The organism is Marinobacter sp. (genome assembly GCF_041690615.1).
GTDB lineage: Bacteria > Pseudomonadota > Gammaproteobacteria > Pseudomonadales > Oleiphilaceae > Marinobacter.
Genome location: NZ_JAWLGY010000002.1, coordinates 247499 through 271485, shown reverse-complemented (window position 1 = coordinate 271485; position 23987 = coordinate 247499). Strand labels below are relative to the sequence as shown.

Annotated in this window: 25 protein-coding genes and 1 pseudogene; 15 read left to right on the top strand and 11 right to left on the bottom strand. The window is 57.1% G+C overall.

From position 1 onward, the window contains the following. The 3 genes and pseudogenes from ACESMZ_RS02835 to ACESMZ_RS02825 form a co-directional block, all read left to right on the top strand. A pseudogene (locus tag ACESMZ_RS02835) lies at positions 1-136 on the top strand (NrdJb); the annotation flags it as partial. 336 nt (positions 137-472) lie between these two features. After that, positions 473-1066: a hypothetical protein gene (locus ACESMZ_RS02830; protein WP_372972178.1), complete on the top strand. Its 594-nt coding sequence runs from the start codon at positions 473-475 to the stop codon at positions 1064-1066. Between the two features lie 95 nt (positions 1067-1161). Next, positions 1162-1752, top strand: coding sequence for a hypothetical protein (locus ACESMZ_RS02825; RefSeq protein WP_372972177.1), 591 nt, complete (start codon positions 1162-1164; stop codon positions 1750-1752). Positions 1753-2006: 254 nt separating this feature from the next. Here ACESMZ_RS02825 and ACESMZ_RS02820 read toward each other — a convergent pair whose 3' ends face one another. From ACESMZ_RS02820 to ACESMZ_RS02810, 3 genes are all read right to left on the bottom strand, one after another. Beyond that, positions 2007-2978, bottom strand: coding sequence for a transposase (locus ACESMZ_RS02820; RefSeq protein WP_372972176.1), 972 nt, complete (start codon positions 2976-2978; stop codon positions 2007-2009). A 61-nt stretch (positions 2979-3039) separates the two neighbouring features. Next, the gene (locus ACESMZ_RS02815) at positions 3040-3615 is read right to left on the bottom strand and encodes a hypothetical protein (protein WP_372972175.1); all 576 of its coding nucleotides are present in this window, start codon (positions 3613-3615) and stop codon (positions 3040-3042) included. Then, the gene (locus ACESMZ_RS02810) at positions 3612-4103 is read right to left on the bottom strand and encodes a hypothetical protein (RefSeq protein WP_372972174.1); all 492 of its coding nucleotides are present in this window, start codon (positions 4101-4103) and stop codon (positions 3612-3614) included. The genes ACESMZ_RS02815 and ACESMZ_RS02810 overlap by 4 nt, the downstream gene beginning before the upstream one ends. Positions 4104-4424: 321 nt before the next feature. On the opposite strand from ACESMZ_RS02810, the gene ACESMZ_RS02805 reads away from it, so the two are divergent. Both ACESMZ_RS02805 and ACESMZ_RS02800 read left to right on the top strand, forming a co-directional pair. Continuing rightward, positions 4425-4889: a carboxymuconolactone decarboxylase family protein gene (locus ACESMZ_RS02805; RefSeq protein ID WP_372972173.1), complete on the top strand. Its 465-nt coding sequence runs from the start codon at positions 4425-4427 to the stop codon at positions 4887-4889. Between the two features lie 109 nt (positions 4890-4998). Continuing rightward, positions 4999-5652: an AraC family transcriptional regulator gene (locus ACESMZ_RS02800; protein WP_372972172.1), complete on the top strand. Its 654-nt coding sequence runs from the start codon at positions 4999-5001 to the stop codon at positions 5650-5652. Positions 5653-5790: 138 nt separating this feature from the next. Here ACESMZ_RS02800 and ACESMZ_RS02795 read toward each other — a convergent pair whose 3' ends face one another. Beyond that, positions 5791-6222: a hypothetical protein gene (locus tag ACESMZ_RS02795; protein ID WP_372972171.1), complete on the bottom strand. Its 432-nt coding sequence runs from the start codon at positions 6220-6222 to the stop codon at positions 5791-5793. Positions 6223-6398: 176 nt separating this feature from the next. On the opposite strand from ACESMZ_RS02795, the gene ACESMZ_RS02790 reads away from it, so the two are divergent. Continuing rightward, positions 6399-7958, top strand: a complete 1560-nt coding sequence (locus ACESMZ_RS02790; protein ID WP_372972170.1) for an NAD(P)H-dependent oxidoreductase — start codon at positions 6399-6401, stop codon at positions 7956-7958. A gap of 117 nt (positions 7959-8075) precedes the next feature. On the opposite strand, the gene ACESMZ_RS02785 is transcribed toward ACESMZ_RS02790, so the two are convergent. Both ACESMZ_RS02785 and ACESMZ_RS02780 read right to left on the bottom strand, forming a co-directional pair. Beyond that, positions 8076-8903: a MipA/OmpV family protein gene (locus tag ACESMZ_RS02785; protein ID WP_372972169.1), complete on the bottom strand. Its 828-nt coding sequence runs from the start codon at positions 8901-8903 to the stop codon at positions 8076-8078. A gap of 205 nt (positions 8904-9108) precedes the next feature. Then, a complete protein-coding gene (locus ACESMZ_RS02780; RefSeq protein ID WP_372972168.1) occupies positions 9109-11193 on the bottom strand; it encodes a putative bifunctional diguanylate cyclase/phosphodiesterase in 2085 nt (694 codons plus the stop codon). A 368-nt stretch (positions 11194-11561) separates the two neighbouring features. Here ACESMZ_RS02780 and ACESMZ_RS02775 point away from each other — a divergent pair, with 368 nt between their 5' ends. The 4 genes from ACESMZ_RS02775 to ACESMZ_RS02760 all read left to right on the top strand — a co-directional run bounded on the left by ACESMZ_RS02775 (position 11562) and on the right by ACESMZ_RS02760 (position 14790). Further along, positions 11562-12431: a sulfurtransferase gene (locus ACESMZ_RS02775; RefSeq protein ID WP_372972167.1), complete on the top strand. Its 870-nt coding sequence runs from the start codon at positions 11562-11564 to the stop codon at positions 12429-12431. Positions 12432-12551: 120 nt separating this feature from the next. Further along, on the top strand, positions 12552-13772 hold the full coding sequence (locus ACESMZ_RS02770; protein WP_372972166.1) for a helix-turn-helix domain-containing protein: 1221 nt from the start codon (positions 12552-12554) through the stop codon (positions 13770-13772). 65 nt (positions 13773-13837) lie between these two features. Beyond that, entirely contained in the window at positions 13838-14464 is a 627-nt protein-coding gene (locus ACESMZ_RS02765) for a glutamine cyclotransferase (protein ID WP_372972165.1), read from the top strand. 161 nt (positions 14465-14625) lie between these two features. Beyond that, a complete protein-coding gene (locus tag ACESMZ_RS02760) occupies positions 14626-14790 on the top strand; it encodes a hypothetical protein (RefSeq protein WP_372972164.1) in 165 nt (54 codons plus the stop codon). A gap of 59 nt (positions 14791-14849) precedes the next feature. Here the strand turns inward: ACESMZ_RS02760 and ACESMZ_RS02755 are convergent, their stop codons facing one another. From ACESMZ_RS02755 to ACESMZ_RS02745, 3 genes are all read right to left on the bottom strand, one after another. After that, entirely contained in the window at positions 14850-15173 is a 324-nt protein-coding gene (locus ACESMZ_RS02755; protein WP_372972163.1) for a thioredoxin family protein, read from the bottom strand. 139 nt (positions 15174-15312) lie between these two features. Then, on the bottom strand, positions 15313-15462 hold the full coding sequence (locus tag ACESMZ_RS02750; RefSeq protein ID WP_372972162.1) for an entericidin A/B family lipoprotein: 150 nt from the start codon (positions 15460-15462) through the stop codon (positions 15313-15315). 173 nt (positions 15463-15635) lie between these two features. Continuing rightward, positions 15636-17192 (bottom strand): BCCT family transporter, encoded by a 1557-nt coding sequence (locus ACESMZ_RS02745; protein ID WP_372972161.1) that lies wholly within the window; start codon positions 17190-17192, stop codon positions 15636-15638. Between the two features lie 245 nt (positions 17193-17437). On the opposite strand from ACESMZ_RS02745, the gene ACESMZ_RS02740 reads away from it, so the two are divergent. After that, on the top strand, positions 17438-18727 hold the full coding sequence (locus tag ACESMZ_RS02740) for a PQQ-dependent sugar dehydrogenase (protein ID WP_372972160.1): 1290 nt from the start codon (positions 17438-17440) through the stop codon (positions 18725-18727). Positions 18728-18765: 38 nt separating this feature from the next. Here the strand turns inward: ACESMZ_RS02740 and ACESMZ_RS02735 are convergent, their stop codons facing one another. Further along, positions 18766-19029 carry a DUF6506 family protein gene (locus ACESMZ_RS02735; protein WP_372972159.1) on the bottom strand — a complete coding sequence of 88 codons (264 nt, stop codon included), beginning with the start codon at positions 19027-19029 and terminating at the stop codon, positions 18766-18768. Between the two features lie 63 nt (positions 19030-19092). Then, entirely contained in the window at positions 19093-19608 is a 516-nt protein-coding gene (locus ACESMZ_RS02730) for a hypothetical protein (RefSeq protein WP_372972158.1), read from the bottom strand. Positions 19609-19940: 332 nt separating this feature from the next. On the opposite strand from ACESMZ_RS02730, the gene ACESMZ_RS02725 reads away from it, so the two are divergent. The 4 genes from ACESMZ_RS02725 to ACESMZ_RS02710 all read left to right on the top strand — a co-directional run bounded on the left by ACESMZ_RS02725 (position 19941) and on the right by ACESMZ_RS02710 (position 23949). After that, on the top strand, positions 19941-21059 hold the full coding sequence (locus ACESMZ_RS02725) for an endonuclease/exonuclease/phosphatase family protein (RefSeq protein ID WP_372972157.1): 1119 nt from the start codon (positions 19941-19943) through the stop codon (positions 21057-21059). Positions 21060-21158: 99 nt separating this feature from the next. Then, positions 21159-21836, top strand: coding sequence for a glutathione S-transferase family protein (locus ACESMZ_RS02720; protein ID WP_372972156.1), 678 nt, complete (start codon positions 21159-21161; stop codon positions 21834-21836). A gap of 267 nt (positions 21837-22103) precedes the next feature. Continuing rightward, positions 22104-23618 carry an MFS transporter gene (locus ACESMZ_RS02715; protein WP_372972155.1) on the top strand — a complete coding sequence of 505 codons (1515 nt, stop codon included), beginning with the start codon at positions 22104-22106 and terminating at the stop codon, positions 23616-23618. Further along, positions 23560-23949: a nuclear transport factor 2 family protein gene (locus ACESMZ_RS02710; protein ID WP_372972154.1), complete on the top strand. Its 390-nt coding sequence runs from the start codon at positions 23560-23562 to the stop codon at positions 23947-23949. The genes ACESMZ_RS02715 and ACESMZ_RS02710 overlap by 59 nt, the downstream gene beginning before the upstream one ends. The last annotated feature ends 38 nt before the right edge of the window (positions 23950-23987 follow it).

The following is a 23987-nucleotide window of genomic DNA, read 5'->3' as shown; positions in this document are numbered from 1 at the left end:
GACGCCCTCTAACGATGAATCCGTTAGCGAATATCCGGCCAATGCCACGCTTTGTAACAAGTGCCATACCCAGGCTGTGGTTATGATGGATGGGTGTGCTACTTGTTTGTCTTGTGGCGATTCTAAGTGTGGTTGAGGGGTTATAAGCAGATGAGGTAGTACGAAGAGGCCCGGTTGGTTTTTGCTGATCGGGCTTTTTTTTGGGGTTCGTGGTTTGGGGTGATGTGCTTCTTGGTTTCGGTGGGTGATGACGCTTTTTCCGAAGATCCATCGAATATTCAGAAAGTTTTAGTGGTAGATTCGAAATTTACCGGTATTTTGTCGCTTTTTCTGGGATGGATGCGCAACAGAGCTGAGCCGACAAGGAACGCAGATTACTGATATTAATGACTATTATTTTTTCCTGAAAAACATCGGCTTGGTATGTTTTCGTGACGGACATCCAATAAACTGTTATGCGCTAGAGTAAGTTATGAATAATGAATTAACCCCACAAAACATCGTTGCTGCAGCGATAATTTCACAATTTATGATTCTGACTATTCTTGTTGCTGCCAGCCAGATTATGGGTCGGCTTTCTGTATTGTGGGAGCCATTCTATAGAAATAGTGTTTCCAACCGAGCGAAGTCATACTCTGCACTACTAATTGTGCTAACACTTGTCACTTTGGGAGCGCTTTTCTTTTCAGATGTATTTTATGACTTATGGGCTCCATTATTAAGCGATACACACTTCCCAACAATAAAATGGCAAACCTCCATCAAAATTTTTGTGATACTGGATATCCTTTGTGTTTCTGTTCTTGTTTTTTCAAGTGGGGGACCTAGAAATAGCCCATTTTCCTCGCTTTTTGCCCTTATGCCAGTTATCGCAATTTTTTTACGGGAAAATACAACTTGGATAAGCATTTACACGGTCATCCTCGTTTTAACGTTCACTGCTAGTTTTACAGCAACAACATCAAATACGGTTTTTCCTAATTACCGTGATCCAGCTGCATTTTGGTTTGTCACAGTAGCTACGATAATTGTAGCTACGTTTATCGGTAAAATTACAACTGCTTGAGAGCACATAACAAATGGCTGTTGTCTGATGCACCTACACTAGGGCTCCGGTTCGCCGCAAAGCCAGGGCGTTAACTTCTTGGAGGTCACAACAAAATGGATGTGGGTAACTGGATTTCGGTCTTTATGGCCTTGATAGCAACAGCGTCTGTAGTAGTCACATACGCTGTCTTTCGGTCGTCAACTGATCCGATCGTTATCGTCTATGCCGATCCTGATATCAAACGGCCTTCCATTGTTAACCTTATTATCAAGAACATTGGAAATGGCGCTGCGCACAACATAAAATTTAAACCAACTAGGCCGCTGCCCTACAAAGCGTTCAGCATAGAGGTGCCAGAGAAAATGCCCAAGCAAATGGAGGTTGGCCCTATTATTACTGGCATTCCATTTTTAGCGCCTGGGCAACAGATCACGCTCACTTGGGGGCAATACGGCGGCCTTTACAAATATATCGGTGATGAACCGGTTCAGGTTGAGGCCCAGTATTATGCGGCGGCAAAGCCGAGATTTTACTCTAGACGGCTGAGTGCAACCTCGTCTCTCGATGTACGGACATTTGAGCGTAGCGAATCGGCAGAGCACGGGTATGGGCCGAACTTGGTAAAAGAATTTAAAGCTCTAAATCAATCATTTATCTCAGCCAGCAAAGCAATTAATCAAATTGTAAACCGAGATAAAAGTTAACAACTTAACGAAGAAACTGAACGTGGACATATATGGACGCCTCCCCTGGAAAAACAGGGACAGGCACTGCTAAGAAAGAAAACCAATAAACCGCGTGCCGAGGCTGCCGCTCCAGTCGTGATCACACGCTGCTCAGCCTCTTTGTCTATGTTTTGACCAGTTCCGCCACAATCAGGCGTGGATCGACGAATTGAGCCCACGCGGTACCCCTGGCTAGGGCCAGTCTCGACGTTTTGACTTGGAGGGTAGGTTCGTTATGCCGCTCGTCGTCGCCTGCCCTGCTCTGCCCGCAGGTTCTGAGCGTAGCGCGCTTCGAATTCGCAAGCTTCCCGAAGCCATTCGTCGGGGGAGAGGCCCAGCCGGGTTAGGATCGGCGGTTTGGTATCAGGTATATACCCACGCTTCGAGGGATGGATGCTGCGGCCGGTGTAGTCCACCAGTTCCAGATAGTCGCTCAAGCTGAACAGAATCCCTCGCTGAACGCTATCTCGCTCATTGCCCTCAAAGTTCAGTAGCGGCTTCAGGGAAACCGGAAATTGGCGCAGGTAGCCGGAGTCCAACTGGTTCTGCATGGCCTGGGCGAGGTCAAACTGTGGCGCCAGCCTTTCCTTAACACTGGTGTGGTCGGAGTCTTCCGGGGTATCGGCCATGGCGGCTCTCACTGGATTGAGGTCCACATAGGCCATGCAGCTGAGGACGGCCTGCTCTGTGAGCAAAGCCTGCGACTTAAAGCGAGATTCCCAGAAGTGGCCAGTGCAGTCATCTTCCCGGTTCGCTTCACGGGCAATGGGCTCGTTCAGGCATTTCATAAACCAGCTGAGTTCGGTAAGTCGCTTTCGGTAGACGGCGACAGTGCTCTCCAGGGACCGGCGCTCGGCACTGGCCAGCGACTCACCTTTGAGGTAACGCTGAATAATCAGCGGTCCTTTATACAGGCTGCTCCAACGAGCCAGGACCTCGTCGTCACCCCACCCCTCCGCCTGCTCTGGAGACAGCTTCACAACCAGATGATAGTGGTTGCTCATCACCGCATACGAGCAGACATCGATCGCAAAGAGAGATGACAGAATTCGGATCCGGTCTTCAATCCATTGCCGACGGTGTTCGTAGTTCCTGCCGGTGTCCCGGTCGTAGCCACACAGGAAGGTGCGACGTACGCACCGAGACACAACATGGTAGTACGGCGTGTCGGCGATCAAAACGAGTTGTTCCCTTGGGCGTGTCATGGAAATCCTTTCCAGATAGTGGCAGAACAACAGATCCTGTGAAGCGCCCCCACGTTTACTACTAGGGGGAAAAATATGAGTTCAATACCTCGTCCCTGCTCCTCTCGATGAACAGGTATTCGGCCACTTCCCGGGCGGCCTCTGACTCCTGATTCTCGATGTAATCCCACACTGCACTCTCGAATCCGGCATTGTTCGCCAGTTTCAGGGCCATTAGCAAACTGGCGTCAGTTTCGGGGGAGCGGCCATCTCCTTCCATCTGCCCGGCAATATCTGAATAGCACAACTGCTGTCCAGGGTATCCCGGGTTAGCCATTTCCTGGGCCATGCAGGCGTATAGAAGATTCTCGGGGCTATTGTCGATGGAAGCCATTTCTTCTGCCTCCTGAACAACCCGGTCCAGTTTCCCAAGTTGTATCAGAGCGTTGATTCGAACGCTCCGAGCGGGCAGGTAGGCCCTGTCCAGCTCAATCGCCTTGCCCGTTAACTCCAACACCCTTTCGAGTTCCTGCTGATCTGCCCCGCTGTGCATGAGCTGCAGGGCTTCGGCGTTCAGGTCTTCAGGAGATTGCTCTGCATGCGTACTGCAACTTGCAAGAAGTAGAACTGCCGCGAGGGCTAGTAGCTGTTTTTTCATTGCCCTACTCCCCTCAGTTGAATAGTCTCACGAGCAAACTGGGGGATAGGCACTGCCGAGCCCTCGGCTGAGGAATAGACGTAGCTGGCTTCAATGCGTACAGAATAGGCCAATGGGTCACTGGTTGGAGGAATCAGGACAGAGGCGGCTCCGATTGGTGCATAGTCGTCGACAGGCCACAATTCATTCGAACCACGCAACAGGGACTTTTTACGTACCACCTCTCCATGCTCAAGGAGCGCCACGGTTCCATGGAAGCTGAAGGCACCGCTGTGAGCAGGGGCCTGCATAGGAGCGGAAAAACCTGCAGCACTCACATGTAGGGTGTCACCTCGCACAACCACCCATCCCTTTATGAAAAAAGTCCCGTTGATACCAATCCCTTCGACAGGCAGATGTGATGCCCTCCGAATGGAGAATTCGTTTTTCTCCGGGCGGAACGAGTGAAATTTCTGAAGGTCATTCGACGTGATCATCCATGCGGTCATATGCACACTCCGTGTGATTTAGGTTTTTTGGGTCAGTTGGTAATTGACTGCCTGAATCCTAACATGGGTACCGTTAATGCCAAGTGACGCCAAGCACAGCATACGCCGGTAAGAACGAAGACGGACTATGCCGGGCGCGTCATCAGAACGAAAATCAGCCCACCGATCACAACAGTAACGACCGGATAACTCGTTAACGTTACAGAGAATATCTGGGACAGCCGGCGCTGTTGTTGATTGACTGGCGTGGAGTCGAAAATCTTCAATACCGTCTCTTGCGCATCCATTATCGTGAAGCTCCAATATTATTGGAGGACACGAATGATGACAGCACGCGCGAACTATATCGGCCTGGCACCAAAGGCCATGCAGATTCTGATGGATCAGGAAGCCTATCTGAGAGAGCAGTTCAGCGAATCCGGCATCCTGAGCACGGCATTGTGGGAGTTGCTGAAGCTGCGGGTGTCGCAGATTAACCGGTGCGCCTTTTGCGTGGATATGCACAGCAAGGATGCCCTGTCACATGGCGAAACTGTTGAACGTTTGATTGGCTTGAGTGCGTGGCATGATATGCCGATGTACTCTACCACAGAGCGAGCAGCGCTTGCGTGGGCGGAGCATCTTACCCAGGGCAAGCCGGTAGATGACCACTGCTATGACAAAGCGGTGACAGCCCTTGGAGAAAAGGGGCTGGTTGACGTAACCATTGCGGTCAACGCCATCAACAGCTGGAACCGGATCGTCAAAACTTTCAAGCCAGAGGTCGGCAGCTATAAACCACAGTAGCCTTCGCAAACCTGCGTTCAACTTTAAGCTGTCCTGCCCCTCGGGGCCGCTTTCGGCCTTTGTGCAGGGGCTATGGTCTGCGTCTGTCGCCGAATCAGCAGCTGAACCGGTGGTGAAGCTGCTGCATTCGGAGGCGTGCAGCAGCATCTGGTTTAATCTCGCAGGGGACGTGCGAATCGGGGATACAACAATTCCGGGAGGAGTTGTTGTACTGCCGGTTGCAAAGGTGGCCGCCCAGGTTTCACTGGCGCCGGAATCACAGCTGGCGGGAGTTCGCTTTCAGCCGGCCATCGGTTATGGGCTGATCCGCCAGCACTTTGACCGGCCGACGGTGCTGACACGCGACCCGGCGCATCTGCCTGGCCTCCTCGCGCTCTTCTCCAGCCTCAAAATCTGCCACGATAACGTGACCCGCGTGCGCACGTTGCAGAGCTGGGCGAGCAACAATTTCCGGCTTACCCAGCTCATCCCCGGCGCACTGCAGCAGGCTCTGGACTGCATGAAAGACGATACCGAACCGGGAGCACTATCGAGACACTTGGATATCAGTCAGCGCCATGTGGAACGGCTTTTCAAGCACTGGATGGAAATGACGCCCAAGCAGTACCAGCGCATTCTGCGGGTGAAACGGGCTATAAATTACATTCGTGAACATGCCAGCGTGAATCTGGCGGAGGTTGCTCACCAGTTCGGCTTCAGTGACCAGGCCCATATGACCCGGGAGTTTCGTGCAATAGCGGGCACTACGCCGGGGAAAGTGTGAGCAATTTAACAGGCCTATTTTCGATGCCTGTCCACGCTTAGCTGTCACCCTTACCGCCGGCGCATCGGCCAACCTTCACTACCTCCGTCGCGCCTTCCGCCCAAACCCGTGAGTTCGAGGCTCGGTCAGTACCTGAGTCTATCCCGCTGTGGAAGCGCCCCACATGCAGTGTACCGCCAGCATCGGCAGGTTTCGTCGGACCGGGTGTTGCGTTGCCGGGCGCAGCACTTTTGCGGCGGGAATCCAGCCCAGATAGCTCGCCGCCCAGACAGCGGTCCCAAATGCCGCGCCACCGACCGCCGGACGGGAACTCTTGTCTGTGACCGCCCCCCAGAGACTTCCCGCAGCGGCACCGTAGAGAAAGTGAGCCCCCAGGATAAGTAGCGTCATGGATGTGTCACTACGGGGCTTATGGACGGGTAACCGGTCAGTTATGTCTTCGGTCACTTCCCGCGGGGGCAATGGGTATTGCTCTTCCCTGGGCAATTTGCGGTGTCCCTTTTCCGTTGCGATGGTCATTGGCACGGTGGCGAGCAACCCGCCAAGCGCACCCGCGAGATATCGATTCATACAAGGGCCTCCTCCGCTGAAAGGTTGAGTCGCTGAATTCACACCAACGCCTGCCTGTAACCATAGTTAAAACAAGAGGCGGAATCTGGACGGGCACTCCCGGGGTGCCTACCTTTGATGTGTGGTATCACCAGGGAGTCACGCAAGTCCAACAGCGGCTGTTCAGGAGGAACATCATGCAGGCCGAAAGAGTAGAGCCGACTTCACCGGCGATCAATGTGCTGGTAATTCTTGGGCACCCGCGCACTGACAGTTTTTGCGGAGCCCTGGCTGAGGCTTTCTGCAAAGGCGCGCGAGCAGCCGGGGTGGAGCTGCGCAGGCTGAACCTGTCCGAAACGAACTTCGACACGGATTTGCATCGTGTATCCCCCAACGACCAGCCGCTTGAAGACGATCTGAGCAAGGCACGGGAGCTCATTCTTTGGGCAGAGCACCTCGTCATTGTTTACCCCACCTGGTGGGGCACCGCTCCCGCTTTGCTCAAGGGCTTTCTGGACCGGATCATGGCTCCCGGTTTTGCCTTCAGGACCTGCGAAGGCGGCATAGGTTACCAGGGGTTGTTGCAGGACCGGTCCGCTCAGTTGATTACTACCATGGATACCCCTCCGCTTGCCCATCGCCTGCTATACCGGGAACCGGGAAAAAATGCCCTGGCACGGGCGACCCTGGGCTTTTGCGGTATACGCCCAGTGCGTTCGCTGGTGTTTGGCTCCGTCAAGAACGCCGGTGCGGATCAACGGCAAGCCTGGCTCGCCCGCGCCGAAAGGCAAGGCCGGCGCCTGCAACACGGGCGGGTCACCCGGATGGAGCAGCTGCGACAAAAAGCCGGCGCCTGGTTGCGAAGCCTGCGGCTTCAGTTCTATCCAATGTCCTGGATGGCCTATGCCATCGGTGCTCTGGCGGTCGCTCCCGGCAGTTCGGTTCTGGGATCGCCGGTGTTCTGGGTGGGCTACCTTTGCCTCTTCCTGCTGGAGGTGGCCACGGTGTTGGTTAACGAGTTGATTGATCTGCCGACGGATCAGAACAATCGCTATTTCAACGCCTTTACCGGCGGCTCGCGGGTACTGGTGGATGGCTCGCTAAGCCAGAAGGAGGTCAAGACCGGGATTGGCGTTGTGTTGTTGGGCTTAATGGCCAGTACAGCGTGGCTCCTGTCGCTACCGCCCGCAGCTCCGGCGGCCATTATCGTGGTGCTTGCCGTTCTGGCTCTGCTGGCCATTGGCTACACGGCGCCGCCATTGAAGCTCAGCTACCGGGGCCTGGGAGAAGTGGATGTTGCGGTTACCCACAGCATCGGTGTGATGCTGTGCGGGTACGTGTTCCTTGGTGGATCCTGGTACGACCCTATGCCGTGGCTACTAAGCCTGCCGATGTTACTGGGAATATTGCCGTCGATTACCCTGTCGGGCATACCCGATCTTGAGGCGGATGCTTCCGCGGGGAAGCGCACCCTGGCGGTTCGCTTCGGGTTCAGGAGCGCGTTGCTTATCGCCCTCGTTTTCGTGCTGCTTTCTGGCACGGCTGCGTGGGCGTGGGATGTCTGGGGGCTAGCCGCAGGGGCCTATAACGGCATTGCGTGGTTGGTTGTCCCTCACGCCGCGTTTCTCGCGTGGCTCTTGTACCGGCATCTCCGGACTGATGAAGCGCCGGGTCGCATTGATGGGCTGATGGTTGCTGCGCTTGGTTACGTGTCGTGGTTTGGGCTGGTGCCCTTACTGAACCTGGACCTACGGTAAGTGCTGGTAGGGGCTGATTCTCTCCCTGGTAGCCAGACACTTACTTCGCCCATCGCCAACGCCCCGATGCAAAAAGTAACGGCGAATCCATATGCTCGAGCGAGGGCGTTCGGCAGTCTAGAAGACGTAAATGAACCCGACACCCACTTCGGCTTCATAATTGTTGCGTGCGATCGGGCTATCCGCAATATCGCTGCTATAGCGCTCATAGAGCGCTTCACCGAAAATCTGCCAGTTATCGTTGATGTAAGCACGATAATTGTAATTGACGCCAATGGAGCGGAAGCCCCCGCTTAGTTCGGTCTCGTCCAGTCCTGATGCCGCAGCCTGAGCTGGGTCTACGCCAAACTGTTCATTGGCGAGATCGCTATCGTGAAAAACCGCCGCGATTGAAAGTTCAGAGCCGGTTCCGTCGTTCCGCTCACCGAAGCGACGACCCACCCCCACAATACCCAGGTTTCCATTCTCACCGGTCACAATTCGACCATCCAACCAGTAACGCCAGTCCGCATCGAACGCACGACGTGCCTGCAGCACGAATTCAACGCCCTCGTCGGTATCGCCAAGTCCATCCAGCCGACCGTCGTCAGAATCGCTTTCTTCGCGTCCCTCTTCGAAGCCTACTGATGCCTGCAATAGCCAGGTGTCAGAACGAAGACCACGCCACCCCAACGCTTCACCGGCCCAGTAGAAGATATCATCGCCCTTGCGCCATTGTACCGCGCCAGCAGGACTGACTTCGAAGTCGAATTCATCCGACCCTTCGTAGGCCGATTCGTATTCAACACCCAGACCCAGGCCGAATCCCCAGCCGTCTTCACCCCGCGTGAAGTCGTCGAGCGAGGGTAATGGCACCAACGCCGTTTTTTCTTCCTGTGCTAATGCGGTTTGAACAAAGAATGCAGGTGCGCAGATGGCCAACAGTAGGCCTGTAAATTTTCTCACTTGAGTTCCGCTCGGCTATGAGTTGATGAAGAACAGCACGGTAATGAATACGTGTGGCGCGAATGAATAGATCAAATATGTCAATCGTCGTCCGCGACCAATGAAGCGGTCATGGCGGAACACCGAACGGTGTATTTGGGGCATGGGGTATTCGGGACAGGCACCTGGAAAAATAGTCGGACGTCCCAGGTTACTTCGGAGTCGATCAACGCGTCGCGGGTGGACCAAGCAATGCACAGAAGGCTTCTTCGCTGACAGCCCGGCTGAAGTAGTAACCCTGATAGGTTCGGCACCCATGCTGCTTCAGAAAAGCCAACTGCTCAGCGGTTTCCACTCCCTCGGCAATCAGTTCCATCTTCAGGCTGCGGGCCATGGCGATAATAGCGCGGATGATCTCGGCGTCATTATCGTCATGGGTGCAGTCGCCGATGAACGACTGGTCGATCTTGAGCAGGTCTACCGGTAATCGCTTGAGATAGCTCAGCGAAGAGTAGCCAGTCCCGAAATCGTCAATCGCGAACCGGATACCCATGTCCCGCAGCTCGTTCATCTTCTCCACCGTGTCGGCTATGTTGTGGATCATGATGCTTTCGGTGATTTCCAGTTTCAGGCACTGCACGGGTATCTTCTTTTCGGCAATAGCTGCTGCTACCTGGGCGACAAAACTGGCCTGGCGAAACTGCCGGGGGCTTATGTTGATACTGAGGCAGAACTGGTCAGCGGCAATCAGCCTCCGGTCGAGAAGCCGGGCTATGAAGTCGCATGCCTGCTCTAGGACCCAGTGGCCGGCTTCGAGGATCATGCCGCTGTCTTCAAGCACATGCATGAAGGTACCTGGACCGATCATTCCCATTCCGGGGTGCTGCCAGCGCAACAAGGCCTCGGCACCTGTTATGCGTTGCGTGCAGGCATCGACCTGCGGCTGGTAGTGTAACCGGAATTCTCCCTCCAGCAGCGCGTGGCGCAACTCGGTTTCAAGTTGCAGGCGCTGACTGACGGCCACCTGCATCTGCGGTTCAAAAAAGGCGATGTTGTTGCGCCCGCTGGCCTTGACCCCATACAGCGCGGTATCAGCATGCTTGAGCAGATCTTCCGGTGTATTGCCATGCTCGGAGGACAGGGCAATACCGATGCTGCAGCTCAGTTGCAGTCCGTAACCCTCGATCTGCATGGGGGCAGACACCACCTCCAGTAGTTCGGCCGCACTGACTCGCGCCTGCTCGGCAACCTGTTCCGGCTTGCCGGACAGGCCGGTAAGCAGGATGACGAACTCGTCGCCGCCCAGGCGGGCGACGGTATCAGCCCTTCGCACCCGCTCCTGCAGGCGGCGACTTACTTCCTGCAGTACCGCATCGCCACAGCCGTGCCCCAGGGAGTCGTTGACGCGCTTGAAATGGTCCAGGTCGAAGAATAGCAGCGCGCAACCCAGACCGTGGCGCTCACCCAGGGCCAGGTGCTGTTGCAGTCGGTCGTGTAACAGCAGACGGTTGGGGAGATCCGTCAGCGCATCGTGATAAGCCTGATGCTTGACGCGCGCCTCGATTCTCCGCTGCTCGGTGACATCCTTGAAGCAGGACAGGGTGCACCACTCCTCGCCGACGAGGATGAAGTTGCTGGACACCTCGCAGTTCAGCACGCGACCATCCTTGGCGACAAGGTCAACCGGCTCATTGCGCAGGCAACCCTCGCGCATCAGTTTGTCGATGACCGACGGACGTTTTTCCGGATAGCGCCAGAACCCGAATTCGTTGGCATTCTTGGCGATCACATCCTGTGGCTCGTAGCCGAACACCTGGGTAAACCGGTGGTTGATTTCGATGATCTTTGCAGTACGTTTGGAAAACAGTACATAAGGCTCGGGGGAGTCGATGAACAGGGCAGCAAATTTGGCTTCGCTCTGCTTCAATTCCCGGTCAGCGTCACTGCGTTCGGAAATGTCATGGGCCATCGCCAGCTGGTAGAACTGGTCACCGATACGGAACTGCTCGACATAGACCAGGCAGGGCCTGTTCTGGCCATCGCGACATTGGAAGTGGGTTTCATGTTGCTGGACGCGGCCGCTGGTCAACAGTTGCCGGCGAAAATCCTCCCGTTGCCGCGAACTGGACCATAACGGCAGCTCGGCGTAAGAACAACCGATCATGGGGGAAGCGCTCCAGCCGAATAAAGCCTCAAACGCCGGGTTGACGGCCAACACGGTATAGTCGGCCTCGCGCAAAAGCATACAAGCAACAGGCAGTTGCCCGAGCAGGGCGATCACCTCTTCGTCCCGCCTTTCGTCGCGACTCATCCGTGCATCAGCCACAGTGTGTATGCGGCCAGACAATGCGCATTCATGTATTTCGCTCTTTTTGTTACACGACCAATTTAAAACTTTGCCTATACGGATACAAGATTCCCGGATTTGCCCAAGTGGCGAACAATGTCTGACAGTGTCATTGCGGTCGTCCGGGAACTACACAGGTCCCGCTGATGGCGCATATCCATCGCACCCCGCGTTGGTCAGGGGCCCGGGCCATGTCTCGCCATAGTCTCTCCCGGCGCCCGGTCAATGGCATACCCATTGCAAATCTGAACCTGCACTGTCCGTCAGCAAGGCATTCAGCCCGTCCGACATGCTTTCCTGCCCGGGCTCAGACAGACTTCCAGGAGTGGACCATGAACAAATCCATCGTACTGACCGCCACTGAACTCAAAGCCGCACTCGACAACAACGACGACGATATCCTTCTGATCGATGTCCGGGATGCCGCCGATTACGCCGTAGAACACATCCCGGGGGCCGTCAACGTACCGGATATTTTTTATCATCTGACAACCACTTCGGATGATGAACTCAGTGCCACCTACCAGAAATTCGAGGACATACTTTCCGGCGTCGGCCTCCAGCCCGGGCAGAAAGCGGTGCTCTACGAAGACGGCCTGACTACGCGCTTCGGGAGTTCCTGTCGCGGCTGGTGGCTGCTCAGTCATCTGGGGCATGACAATACCGCCATCCTGGACAAGGGCCTGGCCGGCTGGAAGGCAACGGGCTTTGTCACCGATAACCACACGGTTGCTGTCACGCCAAGCGACTTCAAGGTGGCGGTGAATAACGACATTATCGCCACCAGGGACGATGTGCTCGCCGCTATTGAAGACGACAGTGTCGTCCTGCTGGATAACCGCGATGCCCGGGAGTGGCTCTGCGAAGGTTCTTCCCCCTACGACGCCGACGGTGTCGACTATTCGCCCCGACGTGGCCGGATTCCGACGGCCCGCTGGCTGGAATGGTACGAACTGCTGGATGACAGTGACATTCCAAGCTTCAAATCCGCCAGCGAGATCGTCGACATTCTGGCCGCCAGGGGCATTCACAAGGACGATGACATCATCATTTACTGTTTCAAGGGTTCACGGGCCTCCAACACCTTTGCCGCCCTGAAAATGGCGGGCTTTACCCGACTGCGGAATTACCTGGGCAGCTGGTACGAATGGAGTGCCGATGAGTCACTGCCCATCGAGGTGGCGCCTTCGGCCGCAGCCTGATCACGCAACCGGGAAGGGACGTGCAGACAAACATTCGCCCATTTCATTCTATTCCTGCCCCATTTCGCCTACCTTATTCAAGGGAATACCGGCGGATATGGCAGACAGGACAGAAACTGAATGGATGCTCTGATCACCGCAGCCGCACGTGCCCTGGCGGGGGGCGACCCTCTCGGGGCTCTGAAGCGGGTCGCCCTGCGCGACGACGCTCCAGCACTGGCGCTGCGTGGCATTGCCATGGCCCAGCTTGGACAGTTCGAGCAGGCGACAGCGCTTCTGAAACGCGCCCGACGTTCCTTTGGGCGCAAGGATACCCTGGCCCGGGCCAGGTGCCTCGTCGCCGAGGCCGAGGTGGCACTGGCGTCCCGCCATCTGGAATGGCCGATCGAGGCACTCCACCGGGCCCGGGCGGTTCTGGAACTTAACGGCGACCGCACCAACGCAGCACAGGCAAGTTACCTCACAGCCAGGCGCCAGCTTCTGACCGGTCATGTCCATGATGCGGAAAGCACCCTTGCCGGAATTGACCCCAGCCCTCTCTCGGCAGCGGCCGTCGCTGTCCATGAATTACTGAGCGCAGGCATCGCCCTGCGTCGGCTGCAAACCGGCCCTGCCAGCGCCGCGCTCCAGCGCGCGGAACTGGCCGCTAATGCAGCACGTATCCCGGCACTGATCAACGAAGTAGCCAACGCACTTCAGGTGCTCGACACGCCAGCAGCCTACCGCATGACGTCTGAGGTCACACAACCCTTGCGATTGGCCGATGTGGAAGCACTCTGCTCTTCCGACACCCTGGTGATTGATGCTTGCCGCTTCCGCATACGATATCAGCATCAGGCGGTATCCCTTGCCGGTCGCCCGGTACTGTTCAGCCTTGCCCGAGCCCTGGGCGAAGCCTGGCCGGAGAGCGTACCTCGGCGCAATCTGATTCATAAGGCATTCAGGCTGAAACACGCCGATGAGTCTGCGCGGGGACGCTTGCGAGTAGAAATGGGAAGGCTGCGCTCAGCCCTGTCGACACTGGCCCACGTTCGCTCCGGTGGCGACGGCTTCGTCCTCGTGCCCCGGTATGGACGGGAGGTCGTGGTGCTGGCGCCGCCGGTGGATGAAAAATACGCAGCGATTCTTGCCCTGCTGGCCGACGGCGAGGCCTGGTCCAGTTCGTCACTCGCACTAGCCCTGGGCACCAGCCAGCGCACGGTTCAGCGCGGGCTTGACGCGCTGGCGCAGGCGGGTCGGGTACAGGGGTTCGGTCGGGGCCGGGCCCGTCGCTGGGTAACACCGTCGGTGCCGGGATTCACGACAACTTTGTTACTCCCGGCCCCACTGCCAGCGCATTAGGATGGGCTTGAAGGGGCCTCCGGTTTATACCGTAGCCTCGACTCAACAAGCCAAGGAGAACTCCGATGAAACAAACCAACGCCGAAATTATCCGTGAATACGGTCCATTCCGGGACGTCGATGTCGTATGCGGTGTCAGTTACGACTGCGAGAACATCTGGTTCGCCGCAGGCGATCGCCTGATAGCACTTGACCCGGCGAGCGGCGCATTCGGTCAAACCCTTGAACTATCGGCCAACGCCGGCACCGCCTGGGATGGCACCCACTTTTATCAGATTGCCGAAGACCGTATCCAGAAAGTCGACCCCGGTACTGGCGAAGTGATATCCACCATTCCCGCGCCGGGAGACAGCAGCTCCGGAATGGCCTGGGCAGAAGGCAGCCTCTGGATTGGCCAGTACCAGGACCGCAAGATCCTTCAGGTTGACCCGGAAACGGGCAAGGTCTTGCGCACCATCGAGAGCAATCGTTTCGTCACGGGCATTACCTGGGTGGATGACGAGCTCTGGCATGGCAGTTGGGAAAATGGCGAAAGCGAGCTCAGACACATCGATCCGGACACGGGTGAAACGCTGGAAAGCCTGGTCATGCCTCCGGGTACAGGGGTGTCCGGGCTAGAGTCTGACGGCGACGATCGGTTCTTCTGCGGCGGCGGAGAGAGCGGGAAACTCAGGGTCGTGCGAAAACCTTGAACGGAGGTTTGCGATCCGGGATAGACCGGGGTTCCGGGAGGAGAGACGTACCTTCCTGCCTGTAGTCCCGACCCCGGGATTGTTCGCCAAGTTTTTCGTTTTCAGGTATGATCAACATTTAACCGCGGGCAAACAGGCCTTCGGTTAACCTGGAGAATACAATGAGCAAAAAACCTGCAAAAGCCACATTGACTACGGCCATGATCGAGGAGCAGACCGCTGCTTTTTTAAAGGCCGGCGGAACTGTCGAATATGTGGTTAAAGGTAAGAGCGGCCAGTTCGCATCGACCGGCACAAAACAGATTAACCTGAAAGCTAACGGATAATGTAAAAGCGCCCAGAACAGGTTTTCCATTTCCGCCCTGAGCTGCTCCGGCCGTGCCGGTTATTCAATCCGGCGCAGCCCTTCCTCAATAGCGCTCCCGTCAGTGGGTCTTACAACCCGAGCGACTTCCTCTCCATCCTTTAGAAAAATCAGCGTCGGCCACAACTTGACGCCAAAGGTTCGCCCCAGCCGTCGGCCTTTACCATCCTCGACCTTCAGATGGCGGATGTCGGAGTGCGATTCAAGGGCTTCTGCGATCATCGGCTGCGCGGCCTGGCAGTAACCGCACCACCCCGTACCAAACTCGATCACCAGCGACCCGCTGGCCTCATCGATTTCTTCGCGGGTGGGTGATTCGGCGCTGTACTGGCTGACGAAAGCCATGGTAGCTCTCCCGTCGATTAATGGTTTTTTCCATCATAACGCCGCACCTGCTCCTGGAACAGGGTCCTCTTGACGGTGCCAGGGTGGGCCAACCTTTTCGGCAGATTACGATCACTGGCCTCGGTTCGGCCCCGATGGATCAATTAGCCTCATCCTCGATTTTTTCACCTGTGGCTTCAACGTCCTTTCCGAAACCTTCCATAGTATTGCATCCGGCCAGGCCGATGCCCAGCAACACCATAAGCAACACCAGGTGAATTTTCGATCCGGCGCTTCTTTCGAGCTTCATGACGACCTCCTTGTAAAACGGTAAACAGCGTTGGTAATTACAACCCTCATTATTACTGTAGTACAGAAAACCGGCGCCATAGTGGCCGTCAACTTCGCCAGCGGCCTCAAGCGGGAACGGTCCTGGATTACTGTCAGGACAAACATGCCGGCCCTAAGGATTTGACGCTGGTTTCAGACCACACCTTGCTCCCTGGCCATTGCCATGGCCGCTTTTGGTCCTGTCCAGAGGGAGGGCAGGATAATAAGGGAGACCGGTATCGCAGTCAGCACGATAAACTGCTGAAGCACGCCGATCTGACCGGCTCCCATGTAGAGCAGTATGGCTGCCATAAGTGCCATCGCACCGCCCCAGAATACCCGGATCCAGGGGTTGGGTTCGTCATGGCCGGCGCCGACCATGGCGATGGAATAACTCATGGAGTCACCGGTAGTGGCTACGAAAATCGTGGTCAGCAGCAGTATGGCAGCGGCCATCCAGGTGCCGCCGGGAAGAGCCTGGGCCACGGTCAGGGTGGCGACATCAAACCGGAAATTGCCCAGTGCTTCGGTAAGGTCGAACGTGCCGGCCAACTGGTGATAGATGCCCGAACCTCCCAGCAAAGTAAACCACACGGTGGTCGCAATTGGCGCCATCACCGCCACAGCAACGATCATCTCCCGCACCGTACGGCCACGGGAGATCCTGGAGACAAATACCGCCATCAGCGGGGTGTAGCCGATAAACCAGGCGAAGAAAAACACGGTCCACCACTTCATCCACCAGGCCGGGGCGGTTTCCGATGTCATGGTGGCCATGGCAAAGAACGAAGACAGGTATTCACCCATCGACTGCGTGTAGGTATTGATCAGGAATAGTGTTGGCCCAAACACGAGGATCACCGCCGCAATGGCAAGGGCCAGCAAAACGTTGAAGCGGCTCAGCAGCTGGATCCCCTTGTGCAGGCCACTCATGGCAGAGGCCATGTAGACCCCGGCCAGCACCACCAGTACCGTCAACTGGGTGCCATAACCATCATCAATGCCAAACAGTTCATGAAGGCCAAAACTCATCTGTGTCGCCAGGAAGCCGATTGGCCCCACAGTGCCCGCAACAACGGCAATAACACAGAAAGCATCAATCACGCCGCCCAGGCGCCCCTGGATAACCTTTTCCCCCAGCACCGGGTACAACAGCGTGCGGGGCTGCAGAGGTTTACCCTGCCCATAGTGCGCCCGCGACAGTACCAGTGCCGTCAGGGAGCCCAACACGGCCCAGGCCAGGAAGCCCCAGTGAGTGAATGACTGAGCCAGGGCCGGCGCCGTCGCGGCAGGGGTGCCGGCTTCAGCCTCAAACGCAGGCGGCGATACCACAAAGTGATACACCGGCTCGCCGGCGGCGAAGAACACGCCCCCACCGGCGAGCAAGGTGCAGAGGATCATCGATAGCCAGCGAAAGCGACTGAGCTCCGGTCGGTCCAGACCGCCAATCCGGGCGGCGCCGGCACGGCTGAGAGCCGTTCCAATGGCGATAAAGAACGTGAGCAGCAAAAGCACCTGAAAAAATGAGCCCAGGTACTTGGCGGTCCAGGTAAATCCGCTGCCAATCATGCCAGCAACGTAGTCGCTATCGACCACCGAGGCACCAACAAACAACAGGATAAAACCGATGGTTAGCGTGAGCACCACGGGATCACTATCGGTGAGCAGTCGGGATCGGGTTCCCGATTCAGAAAGGGTCATCGAGGTCATGGGGGGCTGGCCTTCAGCAAAAAACGGCGCACCCTACAGGAGACGCCTACGACTTGTACAGAAAGACGAGCTAAAAGATCACTCCATACGAGTCCCGGGTCATGAAGACCGACGCGGCTCTGCCACGGAAACTAACTCTTTGCGATGCCGAACCGGACGGTCTGATCAAAACTTGACCACCCCATAGGCACACCTACACTTTTTGTGATGTGAATCACAATTTAAAACCCACCGGAGTACGATCAATGAAACCGAAACTGTCTGCAGGAATACTTGGCGCAACGACTGTCTCTGCGTTGATTATCAGCGCTCCCACAACCCTGGCCGAAGAGGCGGAAGGCCCGAAGTTTGGCCATACAACGGTGGTGTCTGACCTGGAAAATCCCTGGGATATGGCGTTTCTCCCGGATGGTGCAATGCTCTTTACGGAGCGGTGCCGCGGTCTCTCCGTCCGTTTGCCCGACGGCGATGTGAATAAACTGCTGGGCATGGAGAACACTGAGGATTACGCCACAACCGAGGATGACCTGTTCTGCGAGGGACAGTCAGGGATGAATGGCGTAGCCATTGATCCGGGTTTTGAGAGCAACAAAACCATCTACGTTTATTCGACCTCTACCCTCAGCGACCCGCCCACCAACCGTGTTATTCGTCTAACGTTGAATGATGATCTCTCGAACGTGTCCGACCGCACCGATATTGTCGAGGACATTCCCTATAAGGTCGCTGCCAGCGACCATCCGTTCGGCGACCCCGGTGCACACAATGGCGGACGTATCCGGTTCAGCCCCGACGATGGCTATCTGTACGTACCCACCGGCGACAACCACAACAGCGCCTTGCCCCAGGCGGGCGACTCACTTGGCGGCAAGGTGTTACGCATCGACGGTGAGGGTGAAGCCGCGCCGGAGAATGCCGACGCAACACCGGATGACTTCGATCCCAGGATCTTTACGTATGGCCACCGTAATGTTCAGGGCCTCGCGTTCCACCCGGAAAACTCACACCCGTATGTTACGGAGCACGGTCCCTGGCATACCGATGAGGTAAATGTGCTGGAAGCCGGAGGTAACAGCGGCTGGGATCCACGTCCGAACATGGCTGGCCGGGAAGACTGTCCCGACGACTACTGCGGCTACCAGCCGAACCAGAACGAAGGCATGGACCCGAAGGAGCGGTCTGCCTACATGCCAATGACCGATATGGAAACCTACCCAGACGCCATGAAACCGGTCTGGGATAACGAGGGTCTGTCCCAGGGCATCAGCAGCGCGGCTTTCCTGACCGGGGACCAGTGGGGCGAATGGGAAGGACGATTGCTTGTCAGCTTCCTGGGTATCGGGTTCGGGGATACGCCTGTGGGCCAGCGCATCGACATGATCGACTTGGCAGATGACGGCAAGTCTGCTGACGATGTCAGCGAAATGCCTGTACCCATGGGCGCCGCGCGTTTCCGCTCGCTGGTCCAGGGGCCGGATGGCGACCTGTACGTCGCAGTGGATGAAGGAACGATTTACCGGATTACGCCGGAATAGGCACCAAACCCTGATCGCCAGTGCCCAGGCACTGGCGATCATTCAAACCGGACCAGGCCGACCATTCCCGGATTACTTACCATTGCACGAATCTCCGCCAGTCCGTGGTCGCCGAATGAAGCGCTCAATTCCACGCGGTCAATCCCCTGACCTGCCATGTCACTGACAAGTCTTTCTGCGGATTCCAGTGAGTCAACGGTTGCAAGGGTCAGTGTAAGGTCTCCACCAGCCTGGGTGCTGACGGAGTTGCCACTTCCCGGGGGAAGCAATATCAGGAAAGCGATGTGCTGCGGGTTTGTCATGGGTATGTCGCCACGGAAACAGTGCCTGCCCGGCCTGGTGAAGGCCGGGCGAGTGTCAATGCATCAGAAGTTAAAGCCCATACCGACACTGTAATACAACACACCGTCGTCATAGTTGTCGTCTACGTCGCCACCATCTTCAAACAGGAACTGGTACTGCACCATGCCCTGGACGAAGGTCTTGTCGAGCACATAGTATTTCAGACCAGCCTCCGGCCCTGCAGAGAAGGTTTCTTCCGTGCGATCACCGTAATTGAAGCCGATGTTGGCGCCGACAAACGGCCGCAGATCGCTGCGCCCAAAGTGATGGTCATAGTAGCCAACAGTGGCGCCGTCGAAGTCGGTACTTTCTCCTTCACGGTCGGAGATGCTCAGGGTCTGGCGAATACCCACCTGGCCCCGGTCGTTGATGTAGTGACCATAGCTGCCGGTCAGCGAAAAGTCTGTGGTATCCAGATCGTTGTCACTGGCGCCCTGGCCGCTGATAGTAATTTCCTTTTCGCCACTTACCGCCTGGGCGAAGACCATGGAGGGGGCCAGGGCCGCTACTATGAATGTGCTTTTCAGTACATTGTTCATTTTGTGTCCTCCGAACATTAATCTGGCGAGACGCCGAATGTCACGCCTGTTCGGTATGTTGCAGATCGCATGCCACGTGCCGCCTGCTTTCAAAAGATCAAAAAATTTTAGGCAATAGACGGTTATAGAAAGGTTTTCAACCAGAATCTAGGACTCCACCAGACCTTCCCGCACCGGATCATCTGGCCCTGGCCGGTAAAACTTACCGATTGCCCGGTAAAATCTACCGGCACACGTGGCGCCCGGCTCGACCATAACGAAGCGTAAGGCTCGTGATACCTCAGCGAGTGCTACACTTTCCGGAAAACAATACCGCTGAAACAGAGGGAGCTATGAAGGCCAGGATCTGTCGTGCTGTGTTGGCCCTGCTTGCTATCGGGCTGGTAACAGCTACCCTGGTCCCCCTCGTGCATACTGACCAGTGGTGGATACGGGTGTTCGACTTTCCCCGTATCCAGATCGTCTGCCTGATCCTTGCAGCCCTCGCGGGTTACATCGCGCTGTTTTTCTGGCGCCGCCTGTACACCTGGGAATGGGCCCTTGTTGCGGCAACGGGCGCCGCGTTTGTATGGCAGGGCAGCCTTATAGCGCCATACACCTCCCTGTATCCAAGGCAACTACCGGTCAGTACTGAAAAGGACGATTCGGGCCGTATTTCTCTGCTCATCTACAACGTGCGCTTTGACAATGACCGTATCGACCCCCTGCTTGACCTTATAGATGAGAAAGACCCCGATGTCATACTGCTGACCGAACCGACGCCCTGGTGGCAAGACCAGCTGAAGGGACTCACCGAAGACTACCCCCACACCATAGAAAAGCCTCAGGATAACCATTACGGTATGTTGCTGTATTCCAGGCTGGAGCTGGAGAATCCAGAAGTCCGTTTCCTGGTGGAACCGGCGGTCCCGTCGATTCGCACGCAGGTAAAGCTACGCTCCGGCACCACAGTGACCCTCTATGGTGTACACCCCCGCCCACCAGGACTGAAGCCGCCAGACAAGGGCGAAGGCACCGAAGGTAGTGATGAGCGGGAAGACTCGGATGTCAGGGATGCCGAGTTGATGCTCGTCGCCAGGGAAGTAAAGGAAATCGGCGAAATACCTGTCATCGTCGCCGGCGATTTCAATGATGTGGCCTGGTCCGGTACAACCCGCCTTTTCCAGCGGGTCGGCGGCTTGCTCGATCCCAGGATCGGTCGCGGCCTCTACAACACCTTTGACACCAGTAACTGGTTGTTCCGGTATCCACTGGACTACGCCTTTGCCTCCCGCCACTTTCGCGTGGCGCAACTGGAGCGCCTGCCCGACATTGGCTCGGATCATTTTCCCATCTTCGCGGTTTTCGACTACGCCCCGGGTGCCGAGCTGGAAGAGAAAGTGCCCGAGCCGGACCAGGAGGACTGGGAAGAGGTCGACGAATCTATTCACGAGGGACGCACTGAGGACTGACCCATCGTTCCGGCAATTACCGGACGGTGGTGGCACCCCCGGTTCTCCAGCCCCTATACTGTGTGGCTCATCGCCATGTCACCAACAACGGAAACAATAATGATCAGACTCCACGGCTTTTCTGCCAGCAACTACTACAACGTACCCAAGCTCGCCCTTCTGGAGAAAGGCGTCGACTTTGAGGAAGTGCTGTCCTACACCGGCGTTGGCCCCAAATACAAGCCGGAGTATCTCGACAAGAGCCCCCTCGGCAAGGTGCCGGCGCTGGAAACACCGGAAGGGTTTATCAGTGAGTCCCGAGCCATCCTCGAATACATTGAACGGACCTACCCGGACCCCTCCCTGCTGCCCGCCTCCCCCTTCGATATCGCCAAGGTCCAGGAGCTGTCGCAGTTCATCGAACTCTACTTCGAGCTGGTGGCCCGTCGCCTGATACCCAACCTTCTGGGCGGCACACAGCCGCATCCTGCCGTACTGAAAGAGGTAGAGACCGGTCTCGACAAGGCGGCGGCAGCACTGCCGAAACTGTCGTCGTTCGATCAGTTTGCCTATGGCGACACGTTCACCGTGGCGGATATCGCTGCGATTCTGAACCTGCCCATCGTGCGTAACGTTGGCAAGGCCTTCCTTGAGCGCGACCCGCTGGCGGAAGTCCCCGGACTGCACGACTACTTCAAGCGCATGGCCCAAAGACCGGCGGTGCAGAAGGTCCAGGCCGATGCTGCCGAGAACAGGCCGCACTTCATGGCACACCTGAAGGCACTTTACGGAATCTGACCCGCCCCAACCCTGCCTGACACAGACAACACAGACCTCAACAAACACCGGTGGCCGGCGTATTCGGTCCAGCCGCCGGGCCACGCCTTACCCCGGGCCCGGCGACATCACCGAACGGTGACGCTGGCTGATCGTTTCGTTGCGGTCTACGCTGACTTGAAACCGCTGTGGCTGCCTGTGCACCCTGTAGCCGCGTTACAGCATCCGCGCGGACGACGGTGAGACGCCGTGGCCCGGAATCTTTGCTTAAACACCGGCGGGAGCAGCATGAAGTTTCCTTCAAGCACAGCATTTGCCCTACTGGGCGCGGCACTTATCGCGATCAGCTACGGCCTGGCGCGCTTCGCCTTCGGCCTCTTCGTACCACCGATACGGGGCGCACTGGAGCTTTCCCCAGACGTGATCGGCCTGATCGGTGCCCTGCCCCTCATCAGCTTTGTATTGGCCAGCCTGGTCGCCCCTCTGGCCGCTAACCGCCTTGGCGCCCGCAATACCGCCATCCTGTCCGGCGGTTTTGGAGCGCTGGGGCTGGGGCTGATCAGCCAGGCATCCGGGGCCATATCCCTTGGGGTTGGCGTTTTTGCCTGCGGTATCTGCACGGGGCTGATGATGCCTGCTCTCACCGCGGCGATGCAGGTGCTGGTAAAGCGGTCCCTGCATGGGCGGGTCAGCTCGGTAATGAACGCCGGCACCAGTATTGGCGTGGCCGTGTCCGTGCCGGCGGTGCTGCTGCTGGCGGATGCCTGGCGCTATGCCTATGCCTCCTTCGCTATCCTTGCGGTTATCGGCATCGTTGCCACCTGGTATTTCATTCCCTCGGTCTCCCGGGTCACCCCGGCAAACGCGGCACCGCCCCCAGCCATTACCCTTGCGCAATGGTCCCGGCTGTTCCGGCTATCGCTGTTCGCCTTTGTGATGGGCTTTGTCTCCGCAGCCTACTGGGTGTTTGCGCCTGATCTGATGGTCACCCTCGGTGATTTGCCGGCCAGTATGACAGGCTGGTTGTGGCTCGCCGTAGGTGTCGCAGGCCTGGGCGGCGCCGTGGTGGCCGACCTTGCCGATCGCAATAACCCCCCCATTACCCACGCGCTGATGCTGGTTATGCTCTCTGCCAGTCTGGCGCTGCTCGCGGCCAGCCCTGACCAGATGGTGACCGCCGTATTCTCCGCCCTGGTGTTCGGACTGGCCTACATGAGTCTGACCGGGCTCTATCTCATGACCGGAATCCGCCTGCTGCCCGGCAGGCTGTCCATGGGACCGGTCATGCCCTTCATGGCCATTTCCCTGGGGCAGGCTGCAGGGTCTCCCCTGGTCGGCTTGCTGGTTAAGGAGTCCGATTACGCTTTTGCTTTCGCCCTATTCTCGGCAGCCGGCATTGTGGTAGCCATGCTTTCCCCCCTGTATCCCCGCTATCTCGAACCGGAGTCCGATGAGGAGCGCGAAGAGGAGACCGGCCTTCAGGCGGCGTATGATTATCAGTTACAGGACGAGCACGGAGAGCCCTTCCGGCCTGTTACGCCTACCCCCACCGCGGGCTCAGCAGCGCTGGAGGAAGCCGACGAAGGCCGGGGTCGACGCCGGGCTCCCTGGCAACCGAAAATCTGGCGTCCGCTGAAGACTTGCCGGAAAGCGTGTCGTGGAAAGCCCTTTCCGACTCCGCCAACGCATAAAGCCCGGGCATTGGCTACCGGTCACCCGCCCGCTGGGCAAAGGAAATCCGTTCATGAAACCAAAAGATCTCGTGGCACAGTTTATTGCTCATATTCATGCCCAATGCTTTGATGAGGCGAAAGAGCTGCTGGCCACCGAAGGCTTCGAATATGTCGGTCCAAATATGCGTTTCCTCAGCCGGGACGACATGCTGGCCTACCAGTTTGGCATGGCGGCCATCCAGAAAGACCTGATTGTTCGTCAACTCAGCGCTGACGGAGAGCATGTGTTCGCCATCCTCGATTATCAGACCCACTTCGAGCCGATCGGTGATGTACGGCTTGCCCTCTGGTTCCGGGTCCAGGGCGAGAGGATCCGGACCGTTGAAGCTTTCTATAACGCGGCGGTGGTAGAGAACATGCTGGGAGGCAACCTTCCCTCTGCCGTCGACACCAGCCGCTAAACACGGCGAGCCTCGACGGCCTGATTTTCCCGCGAATC

What these genes read in the sequence shown, in the direction of transcription:
- ACESMZ_RS02830 (WP_372972178.1), top strand. Translation starts at nt 473, where the DNA reads ATGAATAATGAATTAACCCCACAAAACATCGTTGCTGCAGCGATAATT.
- ACESMZ_RS02825 (WP_372972177.1), top strand. Translation starts at nt 1,162, where the DNA reads ATGGATGTGGGTAACTGGATTTCGGTCTTTATGGCCTTGATAGCAACA.
- ACESMZ_RS02820 (WP_372972176.1), bottom strand. Translation starts at nt 2,978, where the DNA reads ATGACACGCCCAAGGGAACAACTCGTTTTGATCGCCGACACGCCGTAC.
- ACESMZ_RS02815 (WP_372972175.1), bottom strand. Translation starts at nt 3,615, where the DNA reads ATGAAAAAACAGCTACTAGCCCTCGCGGCAGTTCTACTTCTTGCAAGT.
- ACESMZ_RS02810 (WP_372972174.1), bottom strand. Translation starts at nt 4,103, where the DNA reads ATGACCGCATGGATGATCACGTCGAATGACCTTCAGAAATTTCACTCG.
- ACESMZ_RS02805 (WP_372972173.1), top strand. Translation starts at nt 4,425, where the DNA reads ATGATGACAGCACGCGCGAACTATATCGGCCTGGCACCAAAGGCCATG.
- ACESMZ_RS02795 (WP_372972171.1), bottom strand. Translation starts at nt 6,222, where the DNA reads ATGAATCGATATCTCGCGGGTGCGCTTGGCGGGTTGCTCGCCACCGTG.
- ACESMZ_RS02790 (WP_372972170.1), top strand. Translation starts at nt 6,399, where the DNA reads ATGCAGGCCGAAAGAGTAGAGCCGACTTCACCGGCGATCAATGTGCTG.
- ACESMZ_RS02780 (WP_372972168.1), bottom strand. Translation starts at nt 11,193, where the DNA reads ATGAGTCGCGACGAAAGGCGGGACGAAGAGGTGATCGCCCTGCTCGGG.
- ACESMZ_RS02775 (WP_372972167.1), top strand. Translation starts at nt 11,562, where the DNA reads ATGAACAAATCCATCGTACTGACCGCCACTGAACTCAAAGCCGCACTC.
- ACESMZ_RS02770 (WP_372972166.1), top strand. Translation starts at nt 12,552, where the DNA reads ATGGATGCTCTGATCACCGCAGCCGCACGTGCCCTGGCGGGGGGCGAC.
- ACESMZ_RS02765 (WP_372972165.1), top strand. Translation starts at nt 13,838, where the DNA reads ATGAAACAAACCAACGCCGAAATTATCCGTGAATACGGTCCATTCCGG.
- ACESMZ_RS02760 (WP_372972164.1), top strand. Translation starts at nt 14,626, where the DNA reads ATGAGCAAAAAACCTGCAAAAGCCACATTGACTACGGCCATGATCGAG.
- ACESMZ_RS02755 (WP_372972163.1), bottom strand. Translation starts at nt 15,173, where the DNA reads ATGGCTTTCGTCAGCCAGTACAGCGCCGAATCACCCACCCGCGAAGAA.
- ACESMZ_RS02750 (WP_372972162.1), bottom strand. Translation starts at nt 15,462, where the DNA reads ATGAAGCTCGAAAGAAGCGCCGGATCGAAAATTCACCTGGTGTTGCTT.
- ACESMZ_RS02745 (WP_372972161.1), bottom strand. Translation starts at nt 17,192, where the DNA reads ATGACCTCGATGACCCTTTCTGAATCGGGAACCCGATCCCGACTGCTC.
- ACESMZ_RS02740 (WP_372972160.1), top strand. Translation starts at nt 17,438, where the DNA reads ATGAAACCGAAACTGTCTGCAGGAATACTTGGCGCAACGACTGTCTCT.
- ACESMZ_RS02735 (WP_372972159.1), bottom strand. Translation starts at nt 19,029, where the DNA reads ATGACAAACCCGCAGCACATCGCTTTCCTGATATTGCTTCCCCCGGGA.
- ACESMZ_RS02730 (WP_372972158.1), bottom strand. Translation starts at nt 19,608, where the DNA reads ATGAACAATGTACTGAAAAGCACATTCATAGTAGCGGCCCTGGCCCCC.
- ACESMZ_RS02725 (WP_372972157.1), top strand. Translation starts at nt 19,941, where the DNA reads ATGAAGGCCAGGATCTGTCGTGCTGTGTTGGCCCTGCTTGCTATCGGG.
- ACESMZ_RS02720 (WP_372972156.1), top strand. Translation starts at nt 21,159, where the DNA reads ATGATCAGACTCCACGGCTTTTCTGCCAGCAACTACTACAACGTACCC.
- ACESMZ_RS02715 (WP_372972155.1), top strand. Translation starts at nt 22,104, where the DNA reads ATGAAGTTTCCTTCAAGCACAGCATTTGCCCTACTGGGCGCGGCACTT.
- ACESMZ_RS02710 (WP_372972154.1), top strand. Translation starts at nt 23,560, where the DNA reads ATGAAACCAAAAGATCTCGTGGCACAGTTTATTGCTCATATTCATGCC.